Source organism: Paenibacillus sp. YPG26, assembly GCF_023704175.1.
GTDB lineage: Bacteria > Bacillota > Bacilli > Paenibacillales > Paenibacillaceae > Fontibacillus.
In genome coordinates this window covers 329,483-352,074 of record NZ_CP084530.1, presented here as the reverse complement: position 1 = coordinate 352,074, position 22,592 = coordinate 329,483, and the positions used below count along the sequence as shown (strand labels likewise).

Here is a 22,592-nt window from a genome sequence, read left to right as displayed (position 1 = left end):
AAAATTGTAAGGTAGATGAAAGGCAAATCGATAGCTTGGGCCAAACCTGAGGGAATAAGATGGGATCATATCAAAAAGTGATGTCTAAAAAGGAGAATCAGGATGAGGCTGTTTGAACTTCTGCTTATTTTGGCAAACACCGGCTTGTTAGCACTGACCGTCCTATTAAAAAGAGGACAAAGTAGAATTCCGGTATTCATGGCGAGCGGGCTCGCCCTACTGGTACTAGTGATTCACTGGGCGGTGGAAGGGTACCGAATTCAGCTGTTTTTCCCGTATGCCATGACAATCGTTAGTGCAGCCGTTGCAGGTTATAGCTGTATTAGAAGAACTGGACCAGCAAAAGCCCCGCGATTCCTTCTGGGTTCAGCTTATGCTGCTATAGCGGTCATGCTGGTCGTAACGGCGGGTCTCATGTATGCCTTTCCTGTATTCAAATTACCCGAACCGACAGGCAAATTTAAGGTAGGCACGCAGGCTTTCCATTTCGTGGATCCCAATAGGAAAGAGACCTTCGGCGAGTCTAGACAAGGTAAAAGGGAACTGATGGTTCAAGTATGGTATCCAGCTCAAGCTGGCACAGGCAGGCACGCTCCCTTTATACCAGATACCCGCATCTTACGTGATATGGCTTCGGCCTATGGCCTTCCCGGGTTTACTTTCCAGCACCTGAAGTACGTATCCAGTCATGCTTATTCGGAGGCCGCAGTCTCTTCGGCACAGACCTCATACCCGCTAATCCTTGGGAATCCCGGCAATGGTTCCTCCAGGTTCCTCCATACCTCGCAAGCCGAATATCTCGCGAGTCATGGATATATCGTGGCCGTTATCGACCACACCTACAATACATTTGCCACCGAGTTCCCGGACGGTCGGATCACGACCAACACAACTGATGAGCTGTTCTCCCCCGGCGATGATTACCGGACGGGAAGGGATAACCGGGATAAGCTGGGACAAGTCTTGACTGACGATGTGTCATTTGTGCTGGATCAATTCGAGCTCATTCAATCGGGGAATATCCCAAGTCTTCTCCAAGGCAGGATGGATCTCCGTCATATCGGGGTGTTCGGTCATTCCATTGGCGGAGCGGCGGCCTATGACGCTGCTTACGATCCGCGAATCACGGCTGGAATAGACCTTGATGGAGGGCTGTATCGTCTGCGTGACAGAGAGGCTCTGCGAAAGCCGTTTTTGTTCATTACCTCGGACAGCTATTTCGATCGATTAAAAAGGGTGTTGGATAATCGCGACTACACGGATGCGGAGCTTAAGCGTATGGGCTCAACAAGAGAATGGGAGGATCAAGTCACAGAAGATAAAAGGCTGGAGCTGGAACGGATGCGCGGGACAGCTGATGAAGGGGGCCAAGTCCTCTATCTCGATGATACGGAGCATCTTAATTTTACCGATGTACAGTTCGTATCTCCGGTATTCAAATTGCTGGGCATTACAGGGGAAATTGCCCCCGGAAGAGCCAACTCTATTATTCATGCCTATATGCTGGATTTCTTCGATATGTATTTGAAGAACCAAGGGGGAATCCTAATGAAAGGGCCGGATCACCGTTATCCGGAGGTGAAATTCGCAACCCCGCTGCTATAGGCAGCGGAACAGGCTGGCGATTAGGGCAGGCTCCCCTTCAAATAGACAGGTGCCTTTCGTACACCTCTGCTTGAAGATTAGCTTGCCTATGCCTAAAAAGCCACGCCACGCCACCCCGGCCTTACTTGCGCCCGTAATCCGCCTTGATCTCGCCCCACTCCTGAGTCTCCCACTTGAGCAGCTTGTTATCATAGCTGTTCGATCTCAGCCAGGCCACCGCGCGGTCAACCAGATCCCAGACCTCGCGGGTGGACTCATTGCGCGCAAGTGTCGTCGCGACCTGCTTCTCGCGGACCCATTTGAGCGCGGTTCTTGAGTCGCTGTACACTGTCATCTTGCTGCCCTTCTGCTTCAAGTAGGCCAGCGAATGGACAATCGCAAGAAACTCGCCCAGGTTGTTCGTTCCGTTGGGGATTGGCCCCCGCTCAAAGATCACTTCTCCTGTCCGCGTGCTCACTCCCCGGTATTCGATCGGCCCGGGATTGCCCTTTGTGCCCACATCCACGGAGATGCTGTCATAATCAATCTGGTCCTTGGAGGAGGCTCCAGCTGCCGAGCCCTTCCCTTTCGAGGCGCCTGAGCTCGCAGTCTTCTGCCTGCCCCCGCTTGGGCCGCCTCCCGCGGACGAAGCTGACTTGCCCCAGTGCTTCTTCCAGCCTTCCTGGTAAGCCTTCTCGGCCTCGGCCTTGGAAGGATAGGATTTGTACTTGGCATCCTTGTAAGCATCGACCTGAGCTTTACACTCCGCCCACGTTGCGTAGACCCCGGGAGTTGTGCCTTCCCATACCACATAATATTTCTGACTCGCCATAGCTTCTATTCTCTCTCCTTAATTATGCAATCTTCCTGCGGTCCTGTGACCCTTAGGTCCATGCCCAGAAGAACCCGTCCCGATCCCAGGCTACCCGGCCGCCATGCAGCTTGCGGAACGCCTTCTTCACTTCCTTGGACAGCGAGACATTGCGGTTCTCATTTATAAATACATATTGTTCTCCGAAATAACTCCGGATATATTGGGTCGCTTCCTCCTGATGCAGGATGCCCCTGTGTCTGATCTCCTGAACCATCCACTCTGCAACCTGCTGCTCTGAGACTTCCATTCGCTTTCCAGCTCCTTAACTGATCTAGTCCTATACAGCATCGTATCCGATTTAAGGTTATCATTCAATTCCTCAGCGGGTGTCATTCCTGCTCATTTGTGAATAGGCTATATCATCAATATTATTGGAGGGCTTCTGAATGACAAGAGATGTGAGTGCCAACCTGAATACCCAGGTGACGTATCCGCCATGTTCCCCTAATAGATATCCGAATGTCCGTTCCGTCTACCCATCCTCATCCTCATCCCCCTACCCATACTCCTACCCTAATCCTTATCTATATCCTTATCCTTATCCTTATCCTTACTCCTATGCTTATCCGTATCCGTATTCTTATCCTTATCCTTCGTTTCCCCCTTATTTCGGCTATCCGGGTTACTTCCCAGGCGGGGGATTTCCGGGATATCACCAAGGAAGCGGGTTCGGACACCACCAAGGTGGCGGACACCATCAGGGCGGCGGACACCATCAGGGCGGCGGACACCATCAAGGCGGGGGACATCATCAAGGCGGGGGACACCACCAAGGCGGGGGACACCACCAGGGCCGAACTGTAGACCCGGAGAATAACCCCAGAGATATCGAGCTGAACCTGAAGTCCAAAGCCCAGTATGGCGGTAAATACGGGCTGGATGCCCATGCGGATGCCCACGTAGGCGGCGGGCAGGGGCTCGGCTTCGATGCGGCTGGGAGCCTCGGCGGCGAACACGGGGTTGGTCTACAGACCGCCGGTCATCTAGGCGGCGGCAAGGGAGCGGGCCTTAAGGCCAGCGGGCACTTGGGCGGCAGCGGTTACGGCGTAGGCGTCCATGCCGATGCCAGCCTCGGCGGCGCGCAAGGACTTAAGGTAGATACGGGAGCCAACATTGGCGGGAGCCACGGACTCGATCTTCAGGGCGAGGGCCACCTCGGTCTGCAGGGAGTTGGCGCGTCAGCTGCGGGGCATCTGGGCGGAAGCACCTACGGCCTCGGCGCTCATGCCGGTGCAGACTTAAGCCTGAAGCAAGGCCTTGCCTTTGATGCCGGTGCCAATGTGGGCGGCAAGCACGGGATTGGCGCACATGCCGGCGGACACCTTGGCATCGGCAAGGGTGTCGGCTATGACGTGGGCGGCAAGGTAGGCGGCAAGCATGGCGTAGGCTTTCACAGCGACGCTCATCTAGGCGGCGGCAAAGGCGTAGGCTTTGATATTGGGGGGAACCTGGCAGGCCACAGCGGCCATCTGGGCATTCAACTCGGCGGTGACAAGGAGAAGGAGCAGCAGTAAGAAGGCCACTGCCAATTAGTTCAGCCATGCCGCTCCGGTATGCGGTGCAGGGATGCCGATGCGATACAGCAGAGCATTATTAAGATAAGGAACTAATCTAACTTGAAGCGGTGAGCCTCCTCCGGAAGTCCGAAGGGGGCTCGCCGCTTATTTATGATAAAAATGAACACAAGGGACAAGCCTCCTTGTCTACCAACAAATGTAATCGCTTCCCTTGATTCGTCGGCAATTTCCTGTCCCGGCGCCCCGTTTGATAGGGATGAAAAGTTGTTTACAAGAATAAAACAGGGGAGTATCATAAGCATCGGTTTCAAATTCCATACCGCTGAAACTTGTATAAGTACGGGGGAACCGTTCAAGCGGATTGCCGCAGCAATCCAGGGGTGAATCCTAATAAGGTAGGGCTACTCAAGGGCCCGAATCCGACAGCTAACTCCGTAAGCGTTATTTGAGAAGGAAGGTGGAGGCCAGGTAAGTGAAATTTCTCGTGTCCACAGTATTGGAGCTTAAGTCAGTGGGCATTTTATACTTCGTACGCGCAATTGATGGTTGTTGAATTTATTCACTTAAATGGTGGTGAAACGATTGTCCGCTCTCAAAAGATTCCTTATTGGACGTCCACTCAAGTCAAATGAACTGGGTGAACAAAAGCTGAACAAAACCAAGGCCCTGGCTATCCTTTCGTCCGATGCTTTATCATCCGTAGCCTATGGTCCCGAACAAATTCTGATTGTGCTCGTTACCCTGTCCGCGGCGGCCTTCTGGTATTCCATCCCGATTGCGGCGGGTGTGCTGGTATTGCTTGCGGCACTGATTTTATCTTATCGTCAAATTATTTACGCATACCCGCATGGCGGCGGAGCATACGTCGTATCCAAGGAGAATCTGGGTGTGAATTACGGCCTGGTGGCCGGCGGCTCCCTGTTAGTCGATTATATCCTTACGGTTGCGGTGAGCGTATCAGCTGGTACGGATGCCATAACTTCGGCCTTTCCGAGCCTGCATCCTTATACAGTGCCCATTGCAATCGTATTTGTACTGTGCATTACGACTTTGAACTTGAGAGGGGTAACAGAGTCCGCTTCCATCCTTGCCTATCCGGTGTATTTGTTCGTTCTGGCTCTGTTCATTCTTATCGCTGTAGGCATCTACAACACGCTGACAGGGCATGTATCCCCAGAGCTCCATACGCCGGTAGGCACGCCTATAGCGGGGATCAGCCTGTTCCTGCTTCTGAAGGCCTTTGCTTCGGGAAGCTCGGCACTAACGGGTGTGGAAGCTATATCCAATGCAATTCCCAATTTCAAAGACCCGGCCCCTACCAATGCCTCCAAGACATTAATGGCCATGGGGGCACTGCTGGCCATACTGTTCTCCGGCATCGTATTTCTGGCGTATTACTACGGAGTTTCGCCAAGAACAGAGGTCACCGTGGTCTCGCAGATTGCGGAACATACCTTTGGACGGAACTTCATGTATTACTTCATTCAAGGAACGACGGCTCTCATCCTGATTCTTGCCGCCAACACCGGGTATTCCGCGTTCCCGCTGCTCGCTGTCAATCTGGCCAAGGATAAGTTCATTCCAAGAATGTTCACCGTCCGGGGAGACCGGCTGGGATACTCTAACGGGATTATTATTCTCGGGGTCTGCTCGATTCTGTTAATTCTGTTGTTCAAAGGACAGACGGAGCACCTGATTCCGCTGTATGCCGTGGGCGTGTTCATTCCGTTCACCCTGTCCCAGACCGGCATGATCTTCAAGTGGGTCCGGGAGAAGCCAAGCGGTTGGGTAACGAAGCTGATCATTAACAGCGTCGGCGCCTTGATCAGCCTGATTGTTACGATCATGTTCTTCTTAACCAAATTCGCGCAGGTATGGCCTGTATTGATCTTCCTGCCGCTTATTATCTATATTTTCTACCGGATCAGGAAGCATTATGAGGCGGTCGGAGACCAGCTCAGACTTACAACCTGTGAGCCCTCCATGCCGATTGAAGGCAATGTGATCATCGTTCCGGTTGCCGGGATCACTCATGTGGTGGAGAATTCACTCAACTATGCCAAATCGCTTAATCCGCATCAGGTCATTGCCGTATATGTGCCTTTTGAGAAGCAGGCTGAGCATGAGTTCGAAGCCAAATGGATGAAGTGGCAGCCTGATGTCAGACTGGTCACCTTGTACTCACCTTACCGCAGTATTATTCAGCCTCTGCTCAAGTTTGTGGATACCGTGCAGCGCAAGGCAAGCGAGTCGAACTATCAGGTCACCGTGGTGATTCCCCAGTTCATTCCCAAGAAGGGCTGGCACAACATCCTTCATAACCAGTCAGGACTAGTCATTCGTACCAAGCTGCTGTACCGGAGAAAAGTCATTGTTACGACTGTGCCTTACCATCTAACTAAATAAAATAAATCAAAAGGGGAAGTCCCACTAAGCCATGTCGGCTGTGTGAGACTTCCCCTTGTATTTCGGGCTGACGCAATCTAATGCTGTTCTGGTACAGAAAAAAAGACACTCCGCGTGTCTTTCCCCTCTAACTTAACAGATGCCGCCAGCCCCTTCAGGCTCTCCCGCTTGAAGCAGCATCTTTCTGTGGCCCCACTTCTCAACCACATGGGCCGGATATTCATGGATCTCCGGGTTCTGCTCGCATACCCGGATCCAGGCCTGCACACATTCCGCATCGAAATGAGTCCCCTGATCTCCGATAATCAGCTTCATCGCCTCATCGTGGGTCCAAGCCTTCCGGTAGGCCCTGGTCGATGTCAGCGCATCGTAGACATCCGCAATAGCTACGATTCTGGCCAGCAGAGGAATCTGCTCTCCCTTTAACCGGTCTGGATATCCCGTGCCATCCCACTTCTCATGGTGAGACCGGATAATATCCAGCTCATCCTTCATGAATCCAAGTGTCCGGCACATCTCATAGCCCTTGACGGGATGAAGCTCAATAATATCCCTCTCCTCAGGCGTCAGACGCCCCGGCTTGTTCAGAATCTCGATAGGCACATGAATCTTACCCACATCATGGATAATGGTCCCTTGGGAGACCGCCCGGAGCTCCTCGGGGGACAGCTTCATCTCCTCGCCAAGCTTCATCGCATACATTGTAACTCTGAAGTTGTGCCCAGCCGTATACAGGTCCTTCTCCTCGGTAGCCTGAATCAGATTCCTCACACTAGGAGACAAGCAGCTGGTAATCCGCTCCATGGGATCTGTGGAATATAGTCCTCTGAAGGTCATATTCCATGACGGATTGGATGCATACTGCCTGATGAGACCGGTAATCATCACGATCATCGAGGCCAGAAGCAGGAAATGATACATCCACCAGCTGATACGCCATAACTCTCCTGCCGCCATAATGTACTGGGCCACCATCAGCCAACAGCAGCTGTATATGATGGCCTTCTGGAGCGGGAACCGTGAATACCGGTAGGACTGATAATAGCGGTAAATGGTAATCAGGTTCATTCCAGCGACAAGAACGGTCACCAGCCATTGCAAAGGGCTCTGATTCAAAGGGATCAGACTCATCAGATGCGGATTCATAAAGCTTACGATGCTGAGTATAAGAATGAGCACCAGCCAGATCGGAATCAATCTGCCCCGCAGCCCGGACAGCTTCACAATCAGCGCCGAGTCAGATGACATCGAAGACAGCCACAGCCAGAATGTCGCAAGCAGGGTGCTCGCCTGGGCCGCAACGGCCGGCAGGTGTGAAGCGTGGATCATAAGATTGGGCGTGGACAACCCGTGAACCGTGAAAGTCTCACCCAACGAGATGAATGCCAGGGCGAGGAAGCTTACCTTTATATTTCTAACGCGATGTCCCGCGATTCCTACTGCAATGGCTACCATCATGGACAGCATGGCGACCGAGCTGACAACATAGAAATGCCCCTTGAGTGCAACAAGGGAGACATCCCATGAAGGATGTGCCCTAAGGAGCTCAAATAGTATAAACGGCACAGCTACAGCCAGGATCGGACCGACAACATCACGATTTCTCATTCAAAAGTATCCCCTTCAATACTAAAGGTAGGTAATTAGTCTCAAGTCACTTCAGTGTACCATAAAATGCAGCGGTAGAATATTCCTTGTTTGTATAGAAAAAAACAAAACCTGACCTCTCCCTCCACGGGATTAGATCAGGTTCGTCTGTTCATAGACTGTGAGGATGATAACGGATCAAGCATAGTATTCAAACAGCAGTGCGCGAGTCTCTTCAGCGCCATTCTCTTCTTCCAAATCCAGCAGCCCCTTAGCTGCCCAGCATGCCTCACAAGCCTCTTCGGTAGTACACAGGTGCGCATCCTCACAGGTATAGCAGAATTGCAAAAGGTTTCTGGTTACGACTTCTTGGTTGACTGTTCTCATCTTAATCACTCCTTATCTTCTTTACGAGTTAAATATATCACACGCCAAGAAGCTAAATTGTGATTTATTTCACAATATGACGAAAATCACATTTTTCTTACCATTTAATTTTCGAGATCAGGTTAATCAGCCCTTCGCACTGACTCTTCCCTATCGGCCATTCGGCAATCTCCTGCTTAATCTGGGCCATGTTCGCGTACCCCTTCGCCAACCCGTTCAATCGGGCCGCCAGAGTAGAGTTCAGCAGCTCCTCCTGGGAGGGATAGACGAAGCTCAGCTTCTCCACCGCGTCGGGATAGCGGTGAAGATAGTATTTCTGGTGCCGTGTCTCAGCTGGATAGAACTTGACACAGAGTGATACCTCCGTGTCCGGCTTCGCTCTTCCCTCCAGTTCCATCTCCCTGATTACCTGCCCGGCCGCGTTCCTCTGCTGCTCATTGTGATACAGCACCAGAGACTGGTACTGCCGCCCTTTGTAATCGTTGATGTTAACCGGATTATGATGATTCCAAAAGATACGCAAAATATCCTCGTAGCTGACAATCCCCGGGTCGAAGTCCAATTGAACCACCTCGGAATGATCCCCCATCTCCCGGTATGAGGGTTGATCCGTTGTTCCTCCGGCATAACCAACCCTTGTTCGGATTACACCGGGAATTTGACCGAATAATGCCTCAGGACTCCAGAAGCAGCCCATGCCCAAGGTCGCGGTCTGGATAGCTTTAGAAATTTCAGAAGACATGGTACACCTCTCCTTCGATTATAGTAATCACGTGTGGTCTACTCGAGCTAATTCCATCTATGGTCTATGGCCTGATCGTCAGAGGAAGCAGGTGTGGCCATGACGCATCATCCACTTGGCTTAAACTTATCACGGGCGCTACCCCTCCAACGCTCCGCGTTAGCTTCCTCTCTCCTCCATTCGGTATCCGCTCGGGGATACCCCGAATTTCGCGCGGAACACCCGGTGAAAGTATGAGTAGCTGGAGAATCCGCAGGTCTCCGCAATGTGCTCCAGTGTCATCGAGCTGTATCTCATCCGCTCCAGAGCCGCATTAAGTCTGATCTCGGTGGCGTATCCAATCATGGTCATGCCGTAATGCTCCTTGAACAGACGGACAGATCTGGACAGGCTTAGTCCGGCATATGTAGCCGCCTCTTCCAGCTTGAAGGTCACTGTCGCGTGCTCTTCGATGAACCGCTTCAGCCTTAAGGCTGCGAAGACTGTCCGGTTGGACTGCGTATTCTCGGCAATGGCACGGTCAATATACAGACATAATCCTTTTAGCAAATAATCCATAATCTCCGCGTTTTCCTCCATCGGCCCCCGGCGCTTCTCGATCAGAAGATTCTGCCACAGCCGGAGCAGCTTCTCATCAACCCCGATCCGGTTCACCACCGGTCTGTTCGTGCGGCTCCACCATTCATCAATCCATGTCCCCTCGCAAAAAATATAATAGTCCCCACTGGACATACGGCCGCTGTGATCCTGGTCTTTCACCTCCAGAGCATAATCCTCCCCGGGTCTGAGCAGGATCAGATCTCCGGCCTGTACATGGTACTCCCGCCCCCGGAGATATACCTTGCAGGAGCCTTCCGTCTGCAGTCTGAACAGATAGTTGGTTAATCCACTCCGGTAGTTCTGAACGAAGGGCTTGGAATGATAGGAATAGTCACAGATGAGTAGGCTTGTCTCCATATGTTGCCGCCCCCGGTCTCAAAATATAATCAAATAGTTCAGGTTGTGCGTAGATTGTGTATGTTCATTTTAGCCTATATTCATTTATTCTGGAATCAAATAGAGCACTTATTACATCCCTGCAGAATGAGGTGTGTGAAATGAGAAGATTAGGAATTGGCTTGCAGCTGTATACACTGCGTGATGAGACAGCTGAGGATTTCCGCGGAACGCTTCGTAAGGTGGCAGAGCTTGGCTATGAAGGTGTAGAATTCGCGGGTTACGGCGATATTCCTGCCGATGAGATGAAAGCGCTCTTAGACGAGCTTGGACTCAAAGCAATCAGCAGCCATGTTCCGCTTCAAGCGATGCGTACAGACCTTCACAAGGAAATGGACTATCTCAGAACCCTCGGCGCCGAATATATGATCTGCCCTTACCTCGCGCCTGAAGAGCGTCCGCAAGGAGACGGCTGGAGGGAACTGTTCTCCTTCCTTCAGGAGGTAGGAGCCGAGGCCCGCAAGCACGGGCTGATTCTTGGCTACCATAATCATGATTTCGAATTTCAGGATCACGTTGGCGGGCGGACCGCCTTTGATGCGCTGTTCGAGGAGACCTCCCCGGAGTCGGTTCAGACCGAGCTTGATGTATGCTGGGTTCAATATGCCGGACACGATCCCATCGCCTACATTAACAACTACGCGGGCCGTCTGCCGCTGCTGCACCTGAAGGACTTCAACACGGACGAACAGGGCCAATTGATTACCCTTGAGCTTGGCAAGGGCATAGTCGATCTTCCAGCTGTCATTGATACAGCCGCCCATGCCGGAGTGAAGTGGCTGATTGTAGAGCAGGATTCCTGCCAGATTCCACCGCTTCAGAGTGTCCGGAACAGCTTGGACTGGCTGAAGCATAATTATCTTGACCAATTCTAATTCAGGACAAAGGAGACTACCCAATCTATGAGTAAAATCAAAGTAGCAGTTATCGGATGCGGAGCCATCGCCCAGCGTCGCCATATTCCCGAGTATGCAAGCCATGAGCAGGTGGAGCTCGTGGCCTTAGCGGATCCAAACCTTGAGCGGGCCCGGGAAATGGCGGATATGTATGGGGGTACGGCTTATGCAAGCTATGAAGAAGTTCTAGCCAACGAGCAGATCGATGCCGTCAGTATTTGCACACCGAACTATCTTCACGCTCCCATGACAATTGCTTTTGCGGACGCTGGGGTGCATGTACTTGTAGAGAAGCCAATGGCAACCACGGAAGAAGAAGGACAGCAGATGATTGAGGCGGCCCGGAGGAACGGGGTCTACCTGATGGTTGGGCACAACCAGCGCCTGATGCCCCCGCATGTGAAGGCTAAGGAGATTCTGGATTCAGGTAGGCTGGGTAAAGTATTGACTTTCCGTACAGCGTTCGGCCACCCTGGCCCGGATGCATGGAGTGTGGACGGCCGGGAGAGCTGGTTCTTCGAGAAAGAAGAAGCGATTCTTGGTGCGATGGGCGACCTCGGCGTCCACAAATCCGACTTCATCCGCTACCTGCTCGGCGACGAAGTGGCTGAAGTGGCTTCATTCATCAGCACCCTCGATAAGGAAGGCACGGAAGTGGATGACAATGCGGCCTGCCTGCTTCGCATGAAGGGCGGAGCCATCGGTACGCTCGCAGCCAGCTGGACCCAGTATCAGGGCGGAGATAACAGTACCGTGCTATGGTGTCAGAACGGTGTGATGAAGATCGGCACCGTAGACGGGGACGAGGTGATCGTGGAGCTGACCAACGGCACAGTAGAGACCTACAAGGTCGGCGCCATGGCTACCAACGAGAAGCAGGTGCCAAGCGGAATTATTGATGCTTTCGTGGAATCCATTCAAAGTCAGACCCCTCCGGCTATTTCGGGAGAAGAAGGTCTTCGTTCACTCCAGGTGATACTGGCGGCATTCGAGTCCCAGGCCACCGGACGGATTATCAAATTGTAATAAAATAAGCAGGCGATTCCGGGGTTAATCCGGGAATTGCCTGCTTATTGTGCATTCTGGTCTAAAGCTTCGGAGGTTCTATATTCCAGCTTTGGGGATAATCTTGCCCCTGCGAATCATAATGCCTCCGCTCACATCTTTAACTTCTTCGTGTTAATGATGTACATATTCTTGAGCGGCAGGCTTCCATTCGAATATTTGCGCGCGCCTGACTCAAAAAGTGTGTACAGCTGGCTTCCACTCAAGGCAATCCCTTCTGACATCGGAGGCATGGTCAGATAGCTGACCTGCTTGCCCGAGGCACCCCGCGTGTAGACCAGCAGCTTGCTTGAATTGTTGCGTCCGCAGGATTGGCTGTACAGCGCACGGCTCTTCGTGAGCGCCATCCCCTGCACACGGTCAGGCGTAGCCCACGAATAGGCGGCCTTCGGCTTCGAAGGCAGATCGTCCTTGCTGCTCAGCTTGTATCCATAGGCACGGCCTTTCGGGCCGGGATCACACATTTTTTTGCCGATATCCTCGCCGTCCATGTATCCACCAACCCACAAGACACCCTCCGCATAAGTCGCATAGGAAGCTTTGTGGCCCAGGGCGTAACCCTTCATGATCACATTGCTGTAGTCCTTCTTGCTGGACAGAGTGCTGAGTGGAATTTTATATACCGTCTTGCCGGTTGCAATCCAGAGGTGGCTCTTGCTCACTGCAAGTCCGCCTGCATGGCCGGTATGCTTTTTGGTACTGGACTCATAGAGATACAAGGTCTTGAGCCGCTTATTGGTTGTTGTACTGGTAATGGCAATCGCAGAAGCTGTGCTTCCGCCACTACCCCAGTAATGAGACGTAATTACCCAGTTCTTGCTCGGCACCACGGCCAGTCCTTGAGGCACCCATTCCTTATTCCCTGACAAGCCCGGAATTGCCGGACCCTTCACAGACACCTTATCGAAGGAGCTGTATTTACCCGCTGCTTCCGCTTGATGGCTTGGCCAAGTGCTGAGTCCCCCCAAACTTAAGGCGATACACAGCAATCCTGCCAGCTGTAGTCTAATCCACTTCTTAGTTGTCAATATTTCTCTCCCCTTCCCTTACTATATTTAATACGGAAGGGGAGATTCTAAACAGGCCAAAAGGAACTATTGAGAAGAAAGTACTATAATGACAGCGGAATTTCTTTTACCCCTCTTACCACCATTCCCGGTCTCCACTCCAGTTCATCAGGCCGGACATTCAGCTTAATATGGGGATAACGCTGCAATAGACTGCGAATGGCTATCTCACCTTCAAGACGGGCAAGCGGGGCTCCGAGACACAGATGAACGCCCTTGCCAAACGCCAGATGAGCGCTCTTCTCCCTGGTTATATCAAATACGTCAGGGGATTCGAACTGCCTTGGGTCATGATTGGCTGAATTCAGCGCCAGGATAACAAGGTCGCCCTTCTTGAATTCCTTCCCCTTGAAATCAAAGTCCTCCTTTGCCCACCTCGAAGTACTGAATTCAACCGGACCGTTGAATCTGAGCGATTCCTCAATCGCATTATGAATAAGTTCGGGCTCCTGAATCAAGCGCTCAAGCTGATCCGGGTGTTCCAGCAGAGACAGAAGGGTATTGCCGATCAGATTCACCGTCGTCTCATGACCTGCGATGATCAGCAGGGTGACAACGCCGTACAGCTCCTGCTCAGTCAGCTTGTCCCCTTCTTCCTCAGCTGCAATAAGCTGACTGATCAGATCCTGTCCCGGCTCCTGCCTTAGGCGGCCGAACATCTGACCCAAATACTGAATGAATTCCTCCATATGCTGCTTCATCTCACTGGCATATTCTCCATTGGAGCCTTCGATTAAGGTGGTGGACCAGAGGCGGAATTTATCCCGGTCCGCAGCTGGAATCCCCAGCATTTCACAGATCACAATAATCGGAAGCGGGAATGCGAACTCATCAATGAGACGGATCTGGTCTCTGCCGCTAAATCCATTAAGAAGCTCGTCCGCAATCTCCTGAATCCGCCCTCTCATCTCCTCAATCATGCCGGGTGTGAAGGACTTCTGCACAAGTCCACGCAGCCTCTTATGATCTGGTGGATCGGAGAACAGCATGTTCCGGGTAAAGACACTTTGATGTGCCGGATCTCCGCCGAACAGCTTGACTGGATCTTTGCTGAGCCGCGGGTCCTTGAAGGCGTCTACAGCATCCTGATATCTCGTAATCATCCAACCCTGGTTACCGTCTGGCAGCACACATTTGTAGACAGGATCGATATCCCTGAGCCGGGCATAGACCGGATAGGGATTCTTCGTAAATTCTTTCGTAAATAGAGAACTGGATACGGATTCATTGGAATTCAACGTTCATAGCCCCTTCCGAATACGAATGATATACTAAGCCCCAAAGCCTGCTAAGGCTGGGTATAACTAGTATAGTCAGGGTAATCAGGCAAATGCAAAGATACACCAGATCTTCCAGATTCACTTGGATCTACCGGGGATGAAAATTGCTCTGCGTTATGCTACAATACTGAAATTGCAGCAACCATAGGGAGGCTTAACGAATCACCATGCTTATTATCGGTATCGCCGGCGGCACCGGCTCTGGCAAGTCAACCGTTGCCCGCTCTGTCATTCACCGTCTTGGCTCAGGTAAAGTCACGTTCATATCTCAGGATAACTACTATAAGGATCATTCCTATCTCAGCATGAGCGAACGGGAGGCAATCAATTACGATCACCCCTTCGCCTTCGATAATGAGCTGCTTATTCAGCATTTGCTGCTGCTGAAGGAGGGCAAGCCCGCCCAGGCTCCAGTGTACGACTTCACAGTTCATGCCCGTTCCACCGTAGAATCGGTAGAGCTCACGCCGAATAACATCATCATTCTGGAAGGGCTTCATGTTCTGTCCGATGAGAAGCTGCGCGAGCAGCTTGATATTAAAGTATTCGTCGATACCGACCCCGATGTGCGCATCCTGCGCCGGGTCCTCCGGGATATCGAGGAGCGCGGCAGGACGATTCAATCAATTCACCAGCAATATTTGGCTACGGTCAAGCCTATGCATGAGGCTTTTATTGAGCCTTCCAAGAAATATGCCGACCTGATCATTCCCGAGGGCGGGGAGAACGAAGTCGGCATTCAGCTGCTGTCCGTGCTGACTGAGAAGTACCTTACGGGAGACCGTTCCTGGGGCGATGCCTGATGCCTAAGGAGTAATCCGGCAGGAAGATGCCTGAGTGTGCTCCGGCAGACCCCATTCCTGTAGTACTGTTCAGGCATTTCCAGGACATCTCAGGAGGATAGCCTGATACAGAACAAGCCGCAGGGACGTCATGATGACGTCCCTGCGGCTATTATTGTGCCTGGTTGTTCATTGCCAGACTTCCGTAGGACAACAACCAGATTAGCATATCTATATTTTCAACTTCTTCACATTGATTAAATATATATTCTTAAGAGGGTAATGACTTCCCTTATATTTAGCCGCACCTGATTCAAAGAGAGTATAGAGCTGGCTGCCCGAGAATGCGATGCCTTCGGCCATCGGCGGCAATGTCACCGAGCCAAGCTTCTTGCTTGGCGTCTCTCCCGAATAGAATAGCAGCTTGCTGGATACGTCCCTTCCGCAGGATTGACTATATACGGTGTAGTCCTTTGATATGGCAAGGCCCTGGATCCGGTCGGGGGTGACCCGGGAGTATGCGGCCTTGCGGTCAGCAGGAAGGTCGTCACTCGAGCTCAGCTTATACCCGTACACCCTGCCACTGGGTCCGGCGTCACACGTTGTTTTGCCGCTATCCTTCCCATCGGTATATTCACCTACCCACAATATTCCGTCCGAATAGGCGGCATAAGAAGCTTTATGATGCACTTGATAACCGGTCATCATTACCCTGCTCATGTCGCTCTTCTCCGAAAGTGTACTTAGCGGAATTTTATATACCGTATATCCCGAGGCAATCCACAAGTGGTTCTTGCTTACCGCAAGGCCGCCCACGTTCCCCATATGCGGAATAATGAGGTTGTCATAGAGATACAATGTCTTGATCCGTTTCTGCGTCTTCGTGCTTGTAATCACAAGACCCGAGACCTGCCAGCTGTTCTCCTGGCCCCTGTAATGGGAGGTAATCACCCAATCTTTCGACGGGACTAGAGCAAGGCCCTGGGGCACCCATGCACTTCCATGTTCAAGCCCGGCGATCAGCGGCCCCTTGACGGCTGAATTCCTGAACTGGCTGTACTGGTCGGCGGCCGCGGCCGGCTTCGTACCCATTCCCATAAATGTTCCGCATATTAAAGTCAGACTTAGCAATCCCATTACAGCCTGCCCCATTATTCTCTTGAACTCCAACTCAATCTTTCCCCCCTGTCTGCTTATCCACCCGTTACAAATGTTAACACAGTATTAAAATGAGAATAACCGAAAATATACAGGTTCAATCAGGAAATGTTCGGAAGTCCTGCCGGATATAGCAAAAAGACACCTGAAAAGGTGTCTGATCTCTGCTTGGGCATTCAGGTTCACTTCCATACCCGGTTCAATTTGAACGCTTCCTGTACATACCCCCATACCGATACCGGGCTCATGATAATCTGATACAGGAGCACATAGGCAATAAAGCCAAGAGCATTTTTGCGTATTCTGAGGTTCAGCCTTTTGAATACACCCCGCTGGTATATATAGAGAATGAAATTCACGCAGAAGGTTAGCGGCAGCACGAGCAGCGTCGTAATTCCGACAATCCAGTAGTATCCGAAGAAGGCCAAGATCAGACCCGGCAGCCATACCAGGGTATAGACCACATCCAGGTACGGCATGACCAGATTGCAAAAGGTCAGATACCGGGTATAAGGAGACGGCTGCTGCCAGGGCTTGACCACCTTCAGAGCCTCAATCATCCCACGGGCCCAGCGGCTGCGCTGTCTGAAGAAATGATGCAGGTTCTCCGGCACATCCGTGAAGGCTACGGCCAGAGGCTCAAAGTACACCTTCCAGCCCCTCCCCAGAAAGCGCCAGGTCAGAACAATGTCTTCGCCGATCGCATCCGGCCAGCCTTCCACCTCAATGACGCTGCGGGTTCTATACAGCGAGAAGGCTCCCTGCGCCACAAGGGTTCCTTGGAATAGTCCCTGCAGGCGCTTGATGCTTGCGATTCCGAGGAAATAATCCCACTCCTGGACTTTCGCCAGGAACTTGCCTCTGCTGTTGCGGACAAGCACAGCGCCTGCAACCGCACAGACATCGCTTGGAGAAGAGACATATCTCCCAACCAGATATCTGATGGCTGATTTATGCAGCAAAGTATCCGCATCAAGTGTAATCATCAGTTCAGTATGAACATGCTCTAGTGCGGAATTAAGAGCGTGATTCTTCCCCGGCGTGCTCTCATGGATCACCCTCAGACTAAGCCCAAGGCTTTCGCCCGTCTCCACGGCAACTGCTGCTGTCCGGTCAGCGGAATTGTTATCAATGACGATGACTTGCAGCTCTCCCTGGTAATCCTGGGCTGCAATATAGCGCAGGGTATCTGCGACACCCGCCTCCTCGTTATAACAAGCTACCAGAATCGTGATAGGCTCCGCCGGATTCTGTTCTTTCATTTTTGGCTGTCTGTCAAATAAGAGACTTGAGATCATAAAGGCATTCATATATCCGGGGATATAGGAGATGCCAATGACTATGAATAAGGCAACAGGCAGTGTGAATAACAGGCCCAGGTCCTGCACCCAGGGAATGGAGAGCACAATGGAGGCTGCCATCCAGATCAGGGCGAGAATATGACTGAAATAAAACTTCTTTTGTACGGAAATATACCTTCTTGGACGTCCATGAATCCGTGACTTTCTCTTCACACGCATCTGCCTGCTCTTCCCCGATCTGATTGCTAATTTAATAGAGCTCCTATATACCAATACTTGTTGCTAGAGGAGATTTATAAAAATCATTATATTACAAATTATTCTATCTTTCGACATGTTTCTATACTTTTTTTGGAAAAAAATAAGAATGAGACCCGAGGCGTCCCATTCTTATCTAATTCCCCGTTATTATTGGTTCTTCACAATCTCATCAATTTCACTTTTCAGCAAAAGATATCTATGCACGCTGCGCATAATCGGAACTTTAGTCAGCTTGTTTTTGTCGGCGTATGCCTTCATTTGATCTTTGGAGAGACCTAGCCTGCTTCCTGCTTCGGTCACGGTGAGAACATCTTCCTTGCTTGTCGCCTTAAATGTCTTCTTCACCTTTAGATTGAAATCCTGAAATACCTGCATAGATGATCAACCTTCCTTATCCGGGCCAATACAATTCTTGGCTGAACATCCAGTATATCAGAACAATACGGGATTACCTATGCAGTCCGAGCATACAGACCATACGAGTGAGCGAATGCCGCTAATCCTCCAGAACCGTGCCAAGTCCACGCTCCTCCGCCTGTTCCAGGTAATCCCCCGCGATGCCAAGGTCAAATATCCCAAGCCCCATAGGACTGAATAACACCGGCTCCTCTTCGCTGTGCCCGCCTAAGGCCCCGTGCAGAACCACTTCCGCCAGGCTCACCGTATCCCGCTGCTGCAGCCCGCATTGCAGATGAAGCTGTTCAATATCGGTATTCTCCCGGCATACCTCCTGCCAGTCGTCAACAACCAGGACCTTAAGATGGCGGATACTCTCCGGCAGGTAATCTCTGAGCGATACATGAAGCAGCAGCGAGCCCTCCCTTGGCCGCTCGTCAATATAGCGCCGGTCAGACACCGTACAGGTAATGAACACATCCGACTTCCGGTAGACCTGACGCCAGTCCTGTTCAATAATCACTTTGGAACGAAGGTCCGCGGGTATGGTGTCCAGCTGAACCTGCTCGATGTCATATAAATAGACCTGCTTCAACCGGCTGCCGAGCAGGGCGGCGCTCATCTCCAGATGAAGCCGTCCCACCGGCCCCCATCCCACAATCCCCACGCTGACGCTTGCAGGATCCCGTACCTCCAAATAACTCTGAAGCATAACCCCACTGACGGCAGCGGTACGGATCCCGTTCAGCAGACTGCTTCTGAGGAACCCCCGCGGCTTGCCGGTACGGGTATCATTCAAAATAATTGAATTATGGGCACGGGGCAGACCCGCCTTACGATTATACGGAAAGCTGGCAATCCATTTGATTCCGGCAAGCTGCAGATCGCCTCCCACATAGGCAGGCATGGCGATAATCCGGTTAGCCGGATCCCCGAATCGAAGGTACGGCTTCAAGGGACGCACGGTCTCCCCTGCATCTTGCAGGGTGATCACCTGACGGATAATGTCTGTTAGCCTGATCCAATCCCGTCCAAGCTCCTGGATATGTTCATCGTTTAGATAGCGCATGAGCCGCACGCCTCCTCAGGCCCAGCCGGAGGCATGCCGAGCTCCTTCTGTACCCACTCCTCGTTGAATACCGTGTCCAGATAACGCTCTCCCCGGTCAGGCAGAATACACACGCAGCTGGCTCCGTCAGGAATACCCGCACTCAGCTTACGGACAGCTGAGATTACGCCTCCTGACGAAGCTCCGGCCAAGATGGCCTCCTGGGACACCAGTTCCCGGCAGCCCCGCACACAATCCTGATCCGATACGTACACCACTTCGTCCGCCAGATCACTGCGGTACAGACCCGGTACAATGCCTGATCCGAGGCCCGGGAATTTCCGGGGAGCTTTGTCCCCGCCAAAAATCACGCTGCCCCGCGCATCCACCCCAATGATCCGGGTGGACCATCCCTGTTCGCGGATGTAATCCGCACATCCATGAAGCGTTCCGCAGGAGCTCACACCGCAGAAAAGATAATCGACAGGCCCAATCTGGTCCGCGATCTCCTTCATCGTAGTCTGGAAATGGGCCAGCGCATTATCCGGATTCGCATATTGATTGGTCCAGTATGCATGAGGAATCTGTGCAAGCAGCTCCTGTACCCGATTTAGTCTTGCCGGAAGATACTCCCCTGTGACCGGATCGGGCCGGGTAACCAGATCAATCTCCCCGCCCAGCGCGCGAATAATCTTCTTATGCTGCTCTGTCGTTCTCGGGTCCACCACACAGATGAACCTGATCCCCAGATAACCGCACAGCTGGGCCAGACTGATCGCAAGGTTGCCCGAGCTCGATTCAATAATTACACTTTGTCCGGTGAGATCCCCGCGGAGAATCGCCTCTCTCAGCATAAATAATGCGGGACGGTCCTTGGCGCTTCCGCCCGGATTCATCCACTCCAGCTTGCCATAGACCTTATAAGGCTTAGTATTGAACAGCCTATTCAGATGAATCAGGGGTGTACCGCCAATGATATCGGCAATCCCTCCACTCAGCTTCATGATGCAAAGCCCCCTTTTTTAGCTGTACCAGATTCGTTTGCTTTTCACCGCACTGTGATTGCTTGCACCGCCCGGCCCCTTGCCGTGAAGCACCTCGATTCCGCCTAGAATCCCTGACCTTATCATCTGTCCAAGCTCGGGAATACGGCCTTCAACCTCACGGCGGATTTCCTCCATGAGAGCCGGGCTAAGCTCATCACTATCAATGTGAAGACGGAGAGCATTGCCCGCGACTTCCACGGCAAGCCCCGCCTTACCCGCATATGCGTATACCACATTCTCAATGTCATAGATGCTGATCTTCTCCCCATGCTTCAGGTCGGGGCCGATTCGCCGGACCAGGCTCTTGAAGCTCTGCCTTAGGCGCCCGTCCACCATAATAGGCCTCAGATCGCGGACCACATCGTAGGTTACATACCGCACTGCCGGGAAAGCCTCCCGCACCGAAGATGTCAGAACCAGTACCTGCTCGCCTTCCGGCAGAGGCTCCAGATCCTCACCCAGCTCCTCCGTCCCGACTCCCTCCGCCCATAACCCGTCAGTCACGATGTAACGGCCATAGTCATAGGAGTAATAAGCGATCGTTCCGACTTCAATAGAGCCGTAAGTATCGGTAATGCGGTCTACCGGGATCCGCAGCTGCTGGGCGGTTCTACGAATCCAGCCCGGCGAGGCGATCTCCCCGACCAGGATGACCTGCCGGATTCCGTAGGAACCGGGATCATCGGATGCCCCCAGAATGCGGTCAAGAATGGACGGCATCGTATACAGGACTTCCGGCTTCATCGCCGAGAGCTTCTCCAGATGCCGCTCTACGGGCAGCCGGAAGGAGATGGAGTCGGCCTCCAGTCCAAGTCCCTTGAAGACCGCAAGAGCCGTGGCCTCGGCATGACCTGTCCCCATATCCGACAGGGCGCTTCGCAAGCCCTTACCCTGTAATACAGCCCGAAATACCTCCTCCTTGATGGACAAATAAGCCGCTTCATCGGCATCTGAATAATAAATCCGCTTACGCCGTCCCGAGCTTGTGCCGGACGTCTGGTACAGATGCAGCTGCTTCTGCTCCGGGAATGGGCAGTCTGAGCTGTAGTAGTACAGCTCCAGGTCCTCCGCTGTGATCAACAGCGGCGGATTACACTCACTAAGTGGACTGGATTCCAGTTCAGTCTTCCCCCTGCGCGCCTGAATCCAGGGGAACGCCGCATTCATCCTGTTCCATGTCTCCACCACCCAGGCGGGCATGTTCATATCTGCACACTCCTTACGAGTCACTTTCGTTCACTTTGTAGCGTATGCAGACTTATCCCGCTAGGTTCTGGTCTAACACATACGAGCTGCCGCCTCCATAAGATGAACAATGGTCAGAAATCCAAGCCACATAAGCCAACTTAAGAAGGATCATAATCAAGATTAGAAAAGGGGCTGAAGTTGTTGAGCACAACACGAAGGCGTGTAAGGAGCAAGCTGCTGAAACACCGTATTCTACTCTCCAGCCGCAGGCTTGCCCGTCATCTTCCGGCGATCCGGCCTTATTCACCGAGGGCGCTGCTGCAGATGCTTCACCGCTATGGAATGGTCTATGTGAAGCCGGACAACGGTTCAATGGGCGTGGGGGTTATCCGGGTTGAAGCCCGCAAGGGCTATTACACCTTCCATCAAGGGACCCGGCCTGTGACTTGCCGTTCATTTAGGGAACTCGCTGTGCGTCTGGGGAGAATTATCCGGCGTAAGCGCTATCTGATCCAAAAGGGGATTCATGTGCTTCGGCACAAAGGCAGACCCTATGACTTCCGCGTCATGATTCAACGCAGACCTGACCGGGTCTGGGAGCCTACCGGAATAGCCGGAAGATTAGCGCATCCCCGCCGAGCGGTGACGAACGGCAGTCAGGGAGGCACGATCTACGATCCTATAGATCTGCTGCGCCGCCCGGCGGGCAAGCGCAGAGCAAAGAGACTGCTCCGGCGAATGGATCGTATGGCGCTGCTTACCTCGGCCAAGATGGCCAGGCGCTATCCGTTCATGAACGAGCTGGGGCTGGACATTGCGGTGGACCGCAAGCTGAAGCCGTGGATTCTCGAAGTGAACACCCGGCCGGATCCCTGCCCTTTCACCCTGCTGCCTGACCAGTCCCTGATCAGGCGTATTATCGCCTACGGTAGAGCCTACGGAAGGAGCTACCCGCTTAATTGCGGGAAGGCGCGTTCTGCGAGGTAGACCTTGCCGCCCCCTATGAGAAGG

General features: G+C 52.4%; 21 protein-coding genes and 1 riboswitch. Of the genes, 7 read left to right on the top strand and 14 right to left on the bottom strand.

The window, feature by feature from the left end; translation table 11 throughout:
• The first annotated feature begins 102 nt into the window (after nt 1–102).
• The gene (locus LDO05_RS01640; protein WP_251377158.1) at nt 103–1,605 is read left to right on the top strand and encodes an alpha/beta hydrolase family protein; all 1,503 of its coding nucleotides are present in this window, start codon (nt 103–105) and stop codon (nt 1,603–1,605) included.
• Nucleotides 1,606–1,726: 121 nt separating this feature from the next.
• Here LDO05_RS01640 and rnhA read toward each other — a convergent pair whose 3' ends face one another.
• Complete coding sequence (rnhA, locus tag LDO05_RS01635) at nt 1,727–2,416, bottom strand: ribonuclease H (RefSeq protein WP_251377157.1); 690 nt, start codon at nt 2,414–2,416, stop codon at nt 1,727–1,729.
• A gap of 52 nt (nt 2,417–2,468) precedes the next feature.
• On the bottom strand, nt 2,469–2,705 hold the full coding sequence (locus LDO05_RS01630; protein WP_251377156.1) for a DUF6953 family protein: 237 nt from the start codon (nt 2,703–2,705) through the stop codon (nt 2,469–2,471).
• Nucleotides 2,706–2,844: 139 nt separating this feature from the next.
• Here LDO05_RS01630 and LDO05_RS01625 point away from each other — a divergent pair, with 139 nt between their 5' ends.
• On the top strand, nt 2,845–3,972 hold the full coding sequence (locus LDO05_RS01625; protein WP_251377155.1) for a hypothetical protein: 1,128 nt from the start codon (nt 2,845–2,847) through the stop codon (nt 3,970–3,972).
• Between the two features lie 313 nt (nt 3,973–4,285).
• A riboswitch (cyclic di-AMP (ydaO/yuaA leader) is annotated at nt 4,286–4,432 on the top strand.
• A 125-nt stretch (nt 4,433–4,557) separates the two neighbouring features.
• Nucleotides 4,558–6,381, top strand: coding sequence for an APC family permease (locus LDO05_RS01620; RefSeq protein ID WP_251377154.1), 1,824 nt, complete (start codon nt 4,558–4,560; stop codon nt 6,379–6,381).
• A 132-nt stretch (nt 6,382–6,513) separates the two neighbouring features.
• Here the strand turns inward: LDO05_RS01620 and LDO05_RS01615 are convergent, their stop codons facing one another.
• From LDO05_RS01615 to LDO05_RS01600, 4 genes are all read right to left on the bottom strand, one after another.
• A complete protein-coding gene (locus tag LDO05_RS01615; RefSeq protein ID WP_251377153.1) occupies nt 6,514–7,989 on the bottom strand; it encodes an HD-GYP domain-containing protein in 1,476 nt (491 codons plus the stop codon).
• A gap of 177 nt (nt 7,990–8,166) precedes the next feature.
• Nucleotides 8,167–8,355, bottom strand: a complete 189-nt coding sequence (locus tag LDO05_RS01610) for a hypothetical protein (protein WP_251377152.1) — start codon at nt 8,353–8,355, stop codon at nt 8,167–8,169.
• Nucleotides 8,356–8,452: 97 nt separating this feature from the next.
• Nucleotides 8,453–9,097, bottom strand: a complete 645-nt coding sequence (gene msrA / locus LDO05_RS01605) for a peptide-methionine (S)-S-oxide reductase MsrA (RefSeq protein ID WP_251377151.1) — start codon at nt 9,095–9,097, stop codon at nt 8,453–8,455.
• Nucleotides 9,098–9,256: 159 nt separating this feature from the next.
• Nucleotides 9,257–10,054, bottom strand: a complete 798-nt coding sequence (locus LDO05_RS01600; RefSeq protein ID WP_251377150.1) for a helix-turn-helix domain-containing protein — start codon at nt 10,052–10,054, stop codon at nt 9,257–9,259.
• Nucleotides 10,055–10,194: 140 nt separating this feature from the next.
• On the opposite strand from LDO05_RS01600, the gene LDO05_RS01595 reads away from it, so the two are divergent.
• Both LDO05_RS01595 and LDO05_RS01590 read left to right on the top strand, forming a co-directional pair.
• Nucleotides 10,195–10,968 (top strand): sugar phosphate isomerase/epimerase family protein, encoded by a 774-nt coding sequence (locus tag LDO05_RS01595; protein ID WP_251377149.1) that lies wholly within the window; start codon nt 10,195–10,197, stop codon nt 10,966–10,968.
• 27 nt (nt 10,969–10,995) lie between these two features.
• A complete protein-coding gene (locus LDO05_RS01590; RefSeq protein ID WP_251377148.1) occupies nt 10,996–12,015 on the top strand; it encodes a Gfo/Idh/MocA family protein in 1,020 nt (339 codons plus the stop codon).
• Nucleotides 12,016–12,146: 131 nt separating this feature from the next.
• Here the strand turns inward: LDO05_RS01590 and LDO05_RS01585 are convergent, their stop codons facing one another.
• Together LDO05_RS01585 and LDO05_RS01580 are read right to left on the bottom strand one after the other, a co-directional pair.
• Nucleotides 12,147–13,082 carry a hypothetical protein gene (locus tag LDO05_RS01585; protein ID WP_251377147.1) on the bottom strand — a complete coding sequence of 312 codons (936 nt, stop codon included), beginning with the start codon at nt 13,080–13,082 and terminating at the stop codon, nt 12,147–12,149.
• An 83-nt stretch (nt 13,083–13,165) separates the two neighbouring features.
• Entirely contained in the window at nt 13,166–14,359 is a 1,194-nt protein-coding gene (locus tag LDO05_RS01580; protein WP_251377146.1) for a cytochrome P450 family protein, read from the bottom strand.
• 209 nt (nt 14,360–14,568) lie between these two features.
• On the opposite strand from LDO05_RS01580, the gene udk reads away from it, so the two are divergent.
• Nucleotides 14,569–15,204 (top strand): uridine kinase, encoded by a 636-nt coding sequence (udk, locus tag LDO05_RS01575; protein ID WP_251377145.1) that lies wholly within the window; start codon nt 14,569–14,571, stop codon nt 15,202–15,204.
• A 210-nt stretch (nt 15,205–15,414) separates the two neighbouring features.
• Here the strand turns inward: udk and LDO05_RS01570 are convergent, their stop codons facing one another.
• From LDO05_RS01570 to LDO05_RS01545, 6 genes are all read right to left on the bottom strand, one after another.
• Entirely contained in the window at nt 15,415–16,353 is a 939-nt protein-coding gene (locus LDO05_RS01570) for a hypothetical protein (RefSeq protein WP_251377144.1), read from the bottom strand.
• Between the two features lie 170 nt (nt 16,354–16,523).
• Entirely contained in the window at nt 16,524–17,855 is a 1,332-nt protein-coding gene (locus tag LDO05_RS01565) for a glycosyltransferase family 2 protein (RefSeq protein ID WP_481857009.1), read from the bottom strand.
• A gap of 195 nt (nt 17,856–18,050) precedes the next feature.
• A complete protein-coding gene (locus tag LDO05_RS01560) occupies nt 18,051–18,278 on the bottom strand; it encodes a helix-turn-helix domain-containing protein (protein ID WP_251377142.1) in 228 nt (75 codons plus the stop codon).
• Nucleotides 18,279–18,399: 121 nt separating this feature from the next.
• Nucleotides 18,400–19,368, bottom strand: a complete 969-nt coding sequence (locus LDO05_RS01555; protein ID WP_251377141.1) for a 2,3-diaminopropionate biosynthesis protein SbnB — start codon at nt 19,366–19,368, stop codon at nt 18,400–18,402.
• Nucleotides 19,356–20,351, bottom strand: a complete 996-nt coding sequence (gene sbnA / locus LDO05_RS01550) for a 2,3-diaminopropionate biosynthesis protein SbnA (RefSeq protein WP_251377140.1) — start codon at nt 20,349–20,351, stop codon at nt 19,356–19,358. The genes LDO05_RS01555 and sbnA overlap by 13 nt, the downstream gene beginning before the upstream one ends.
• Before the next feature lie 18 nt (nt 20,352–20,369).
• The gene (locus LDO05_RS01545; protein WP_251377139.1) at nt 20,370–21,599 is read right to left on the bottom strand and encodes a phenylacetate--CoA ligase family protein; all 1,230 of its coding nucleotides are present in this window, start codon (nt 21,597–21,599) and stop codon (nt 20,370–20,372) included.
• A gap of 183 nt (nt 21,600–21,782) precedes the next feature.
• Between LDO05_RS01545 and LDO05_RS01540 the strand changes: the two genes are divergently transcribed.
• On the top strand, nt 21,783–22,568 hold the full coding sequence (locus LDO05_RS01540; RefSeq protein WP_251377138.1) for a YheC/YheD family protein: 786 nt from the start codon (nt 21,783–21,785) through the stop codon (nt 22,566–22,568).
• Nucleotides 22,569–22,592: the final 24 nt, after the last annotated feature.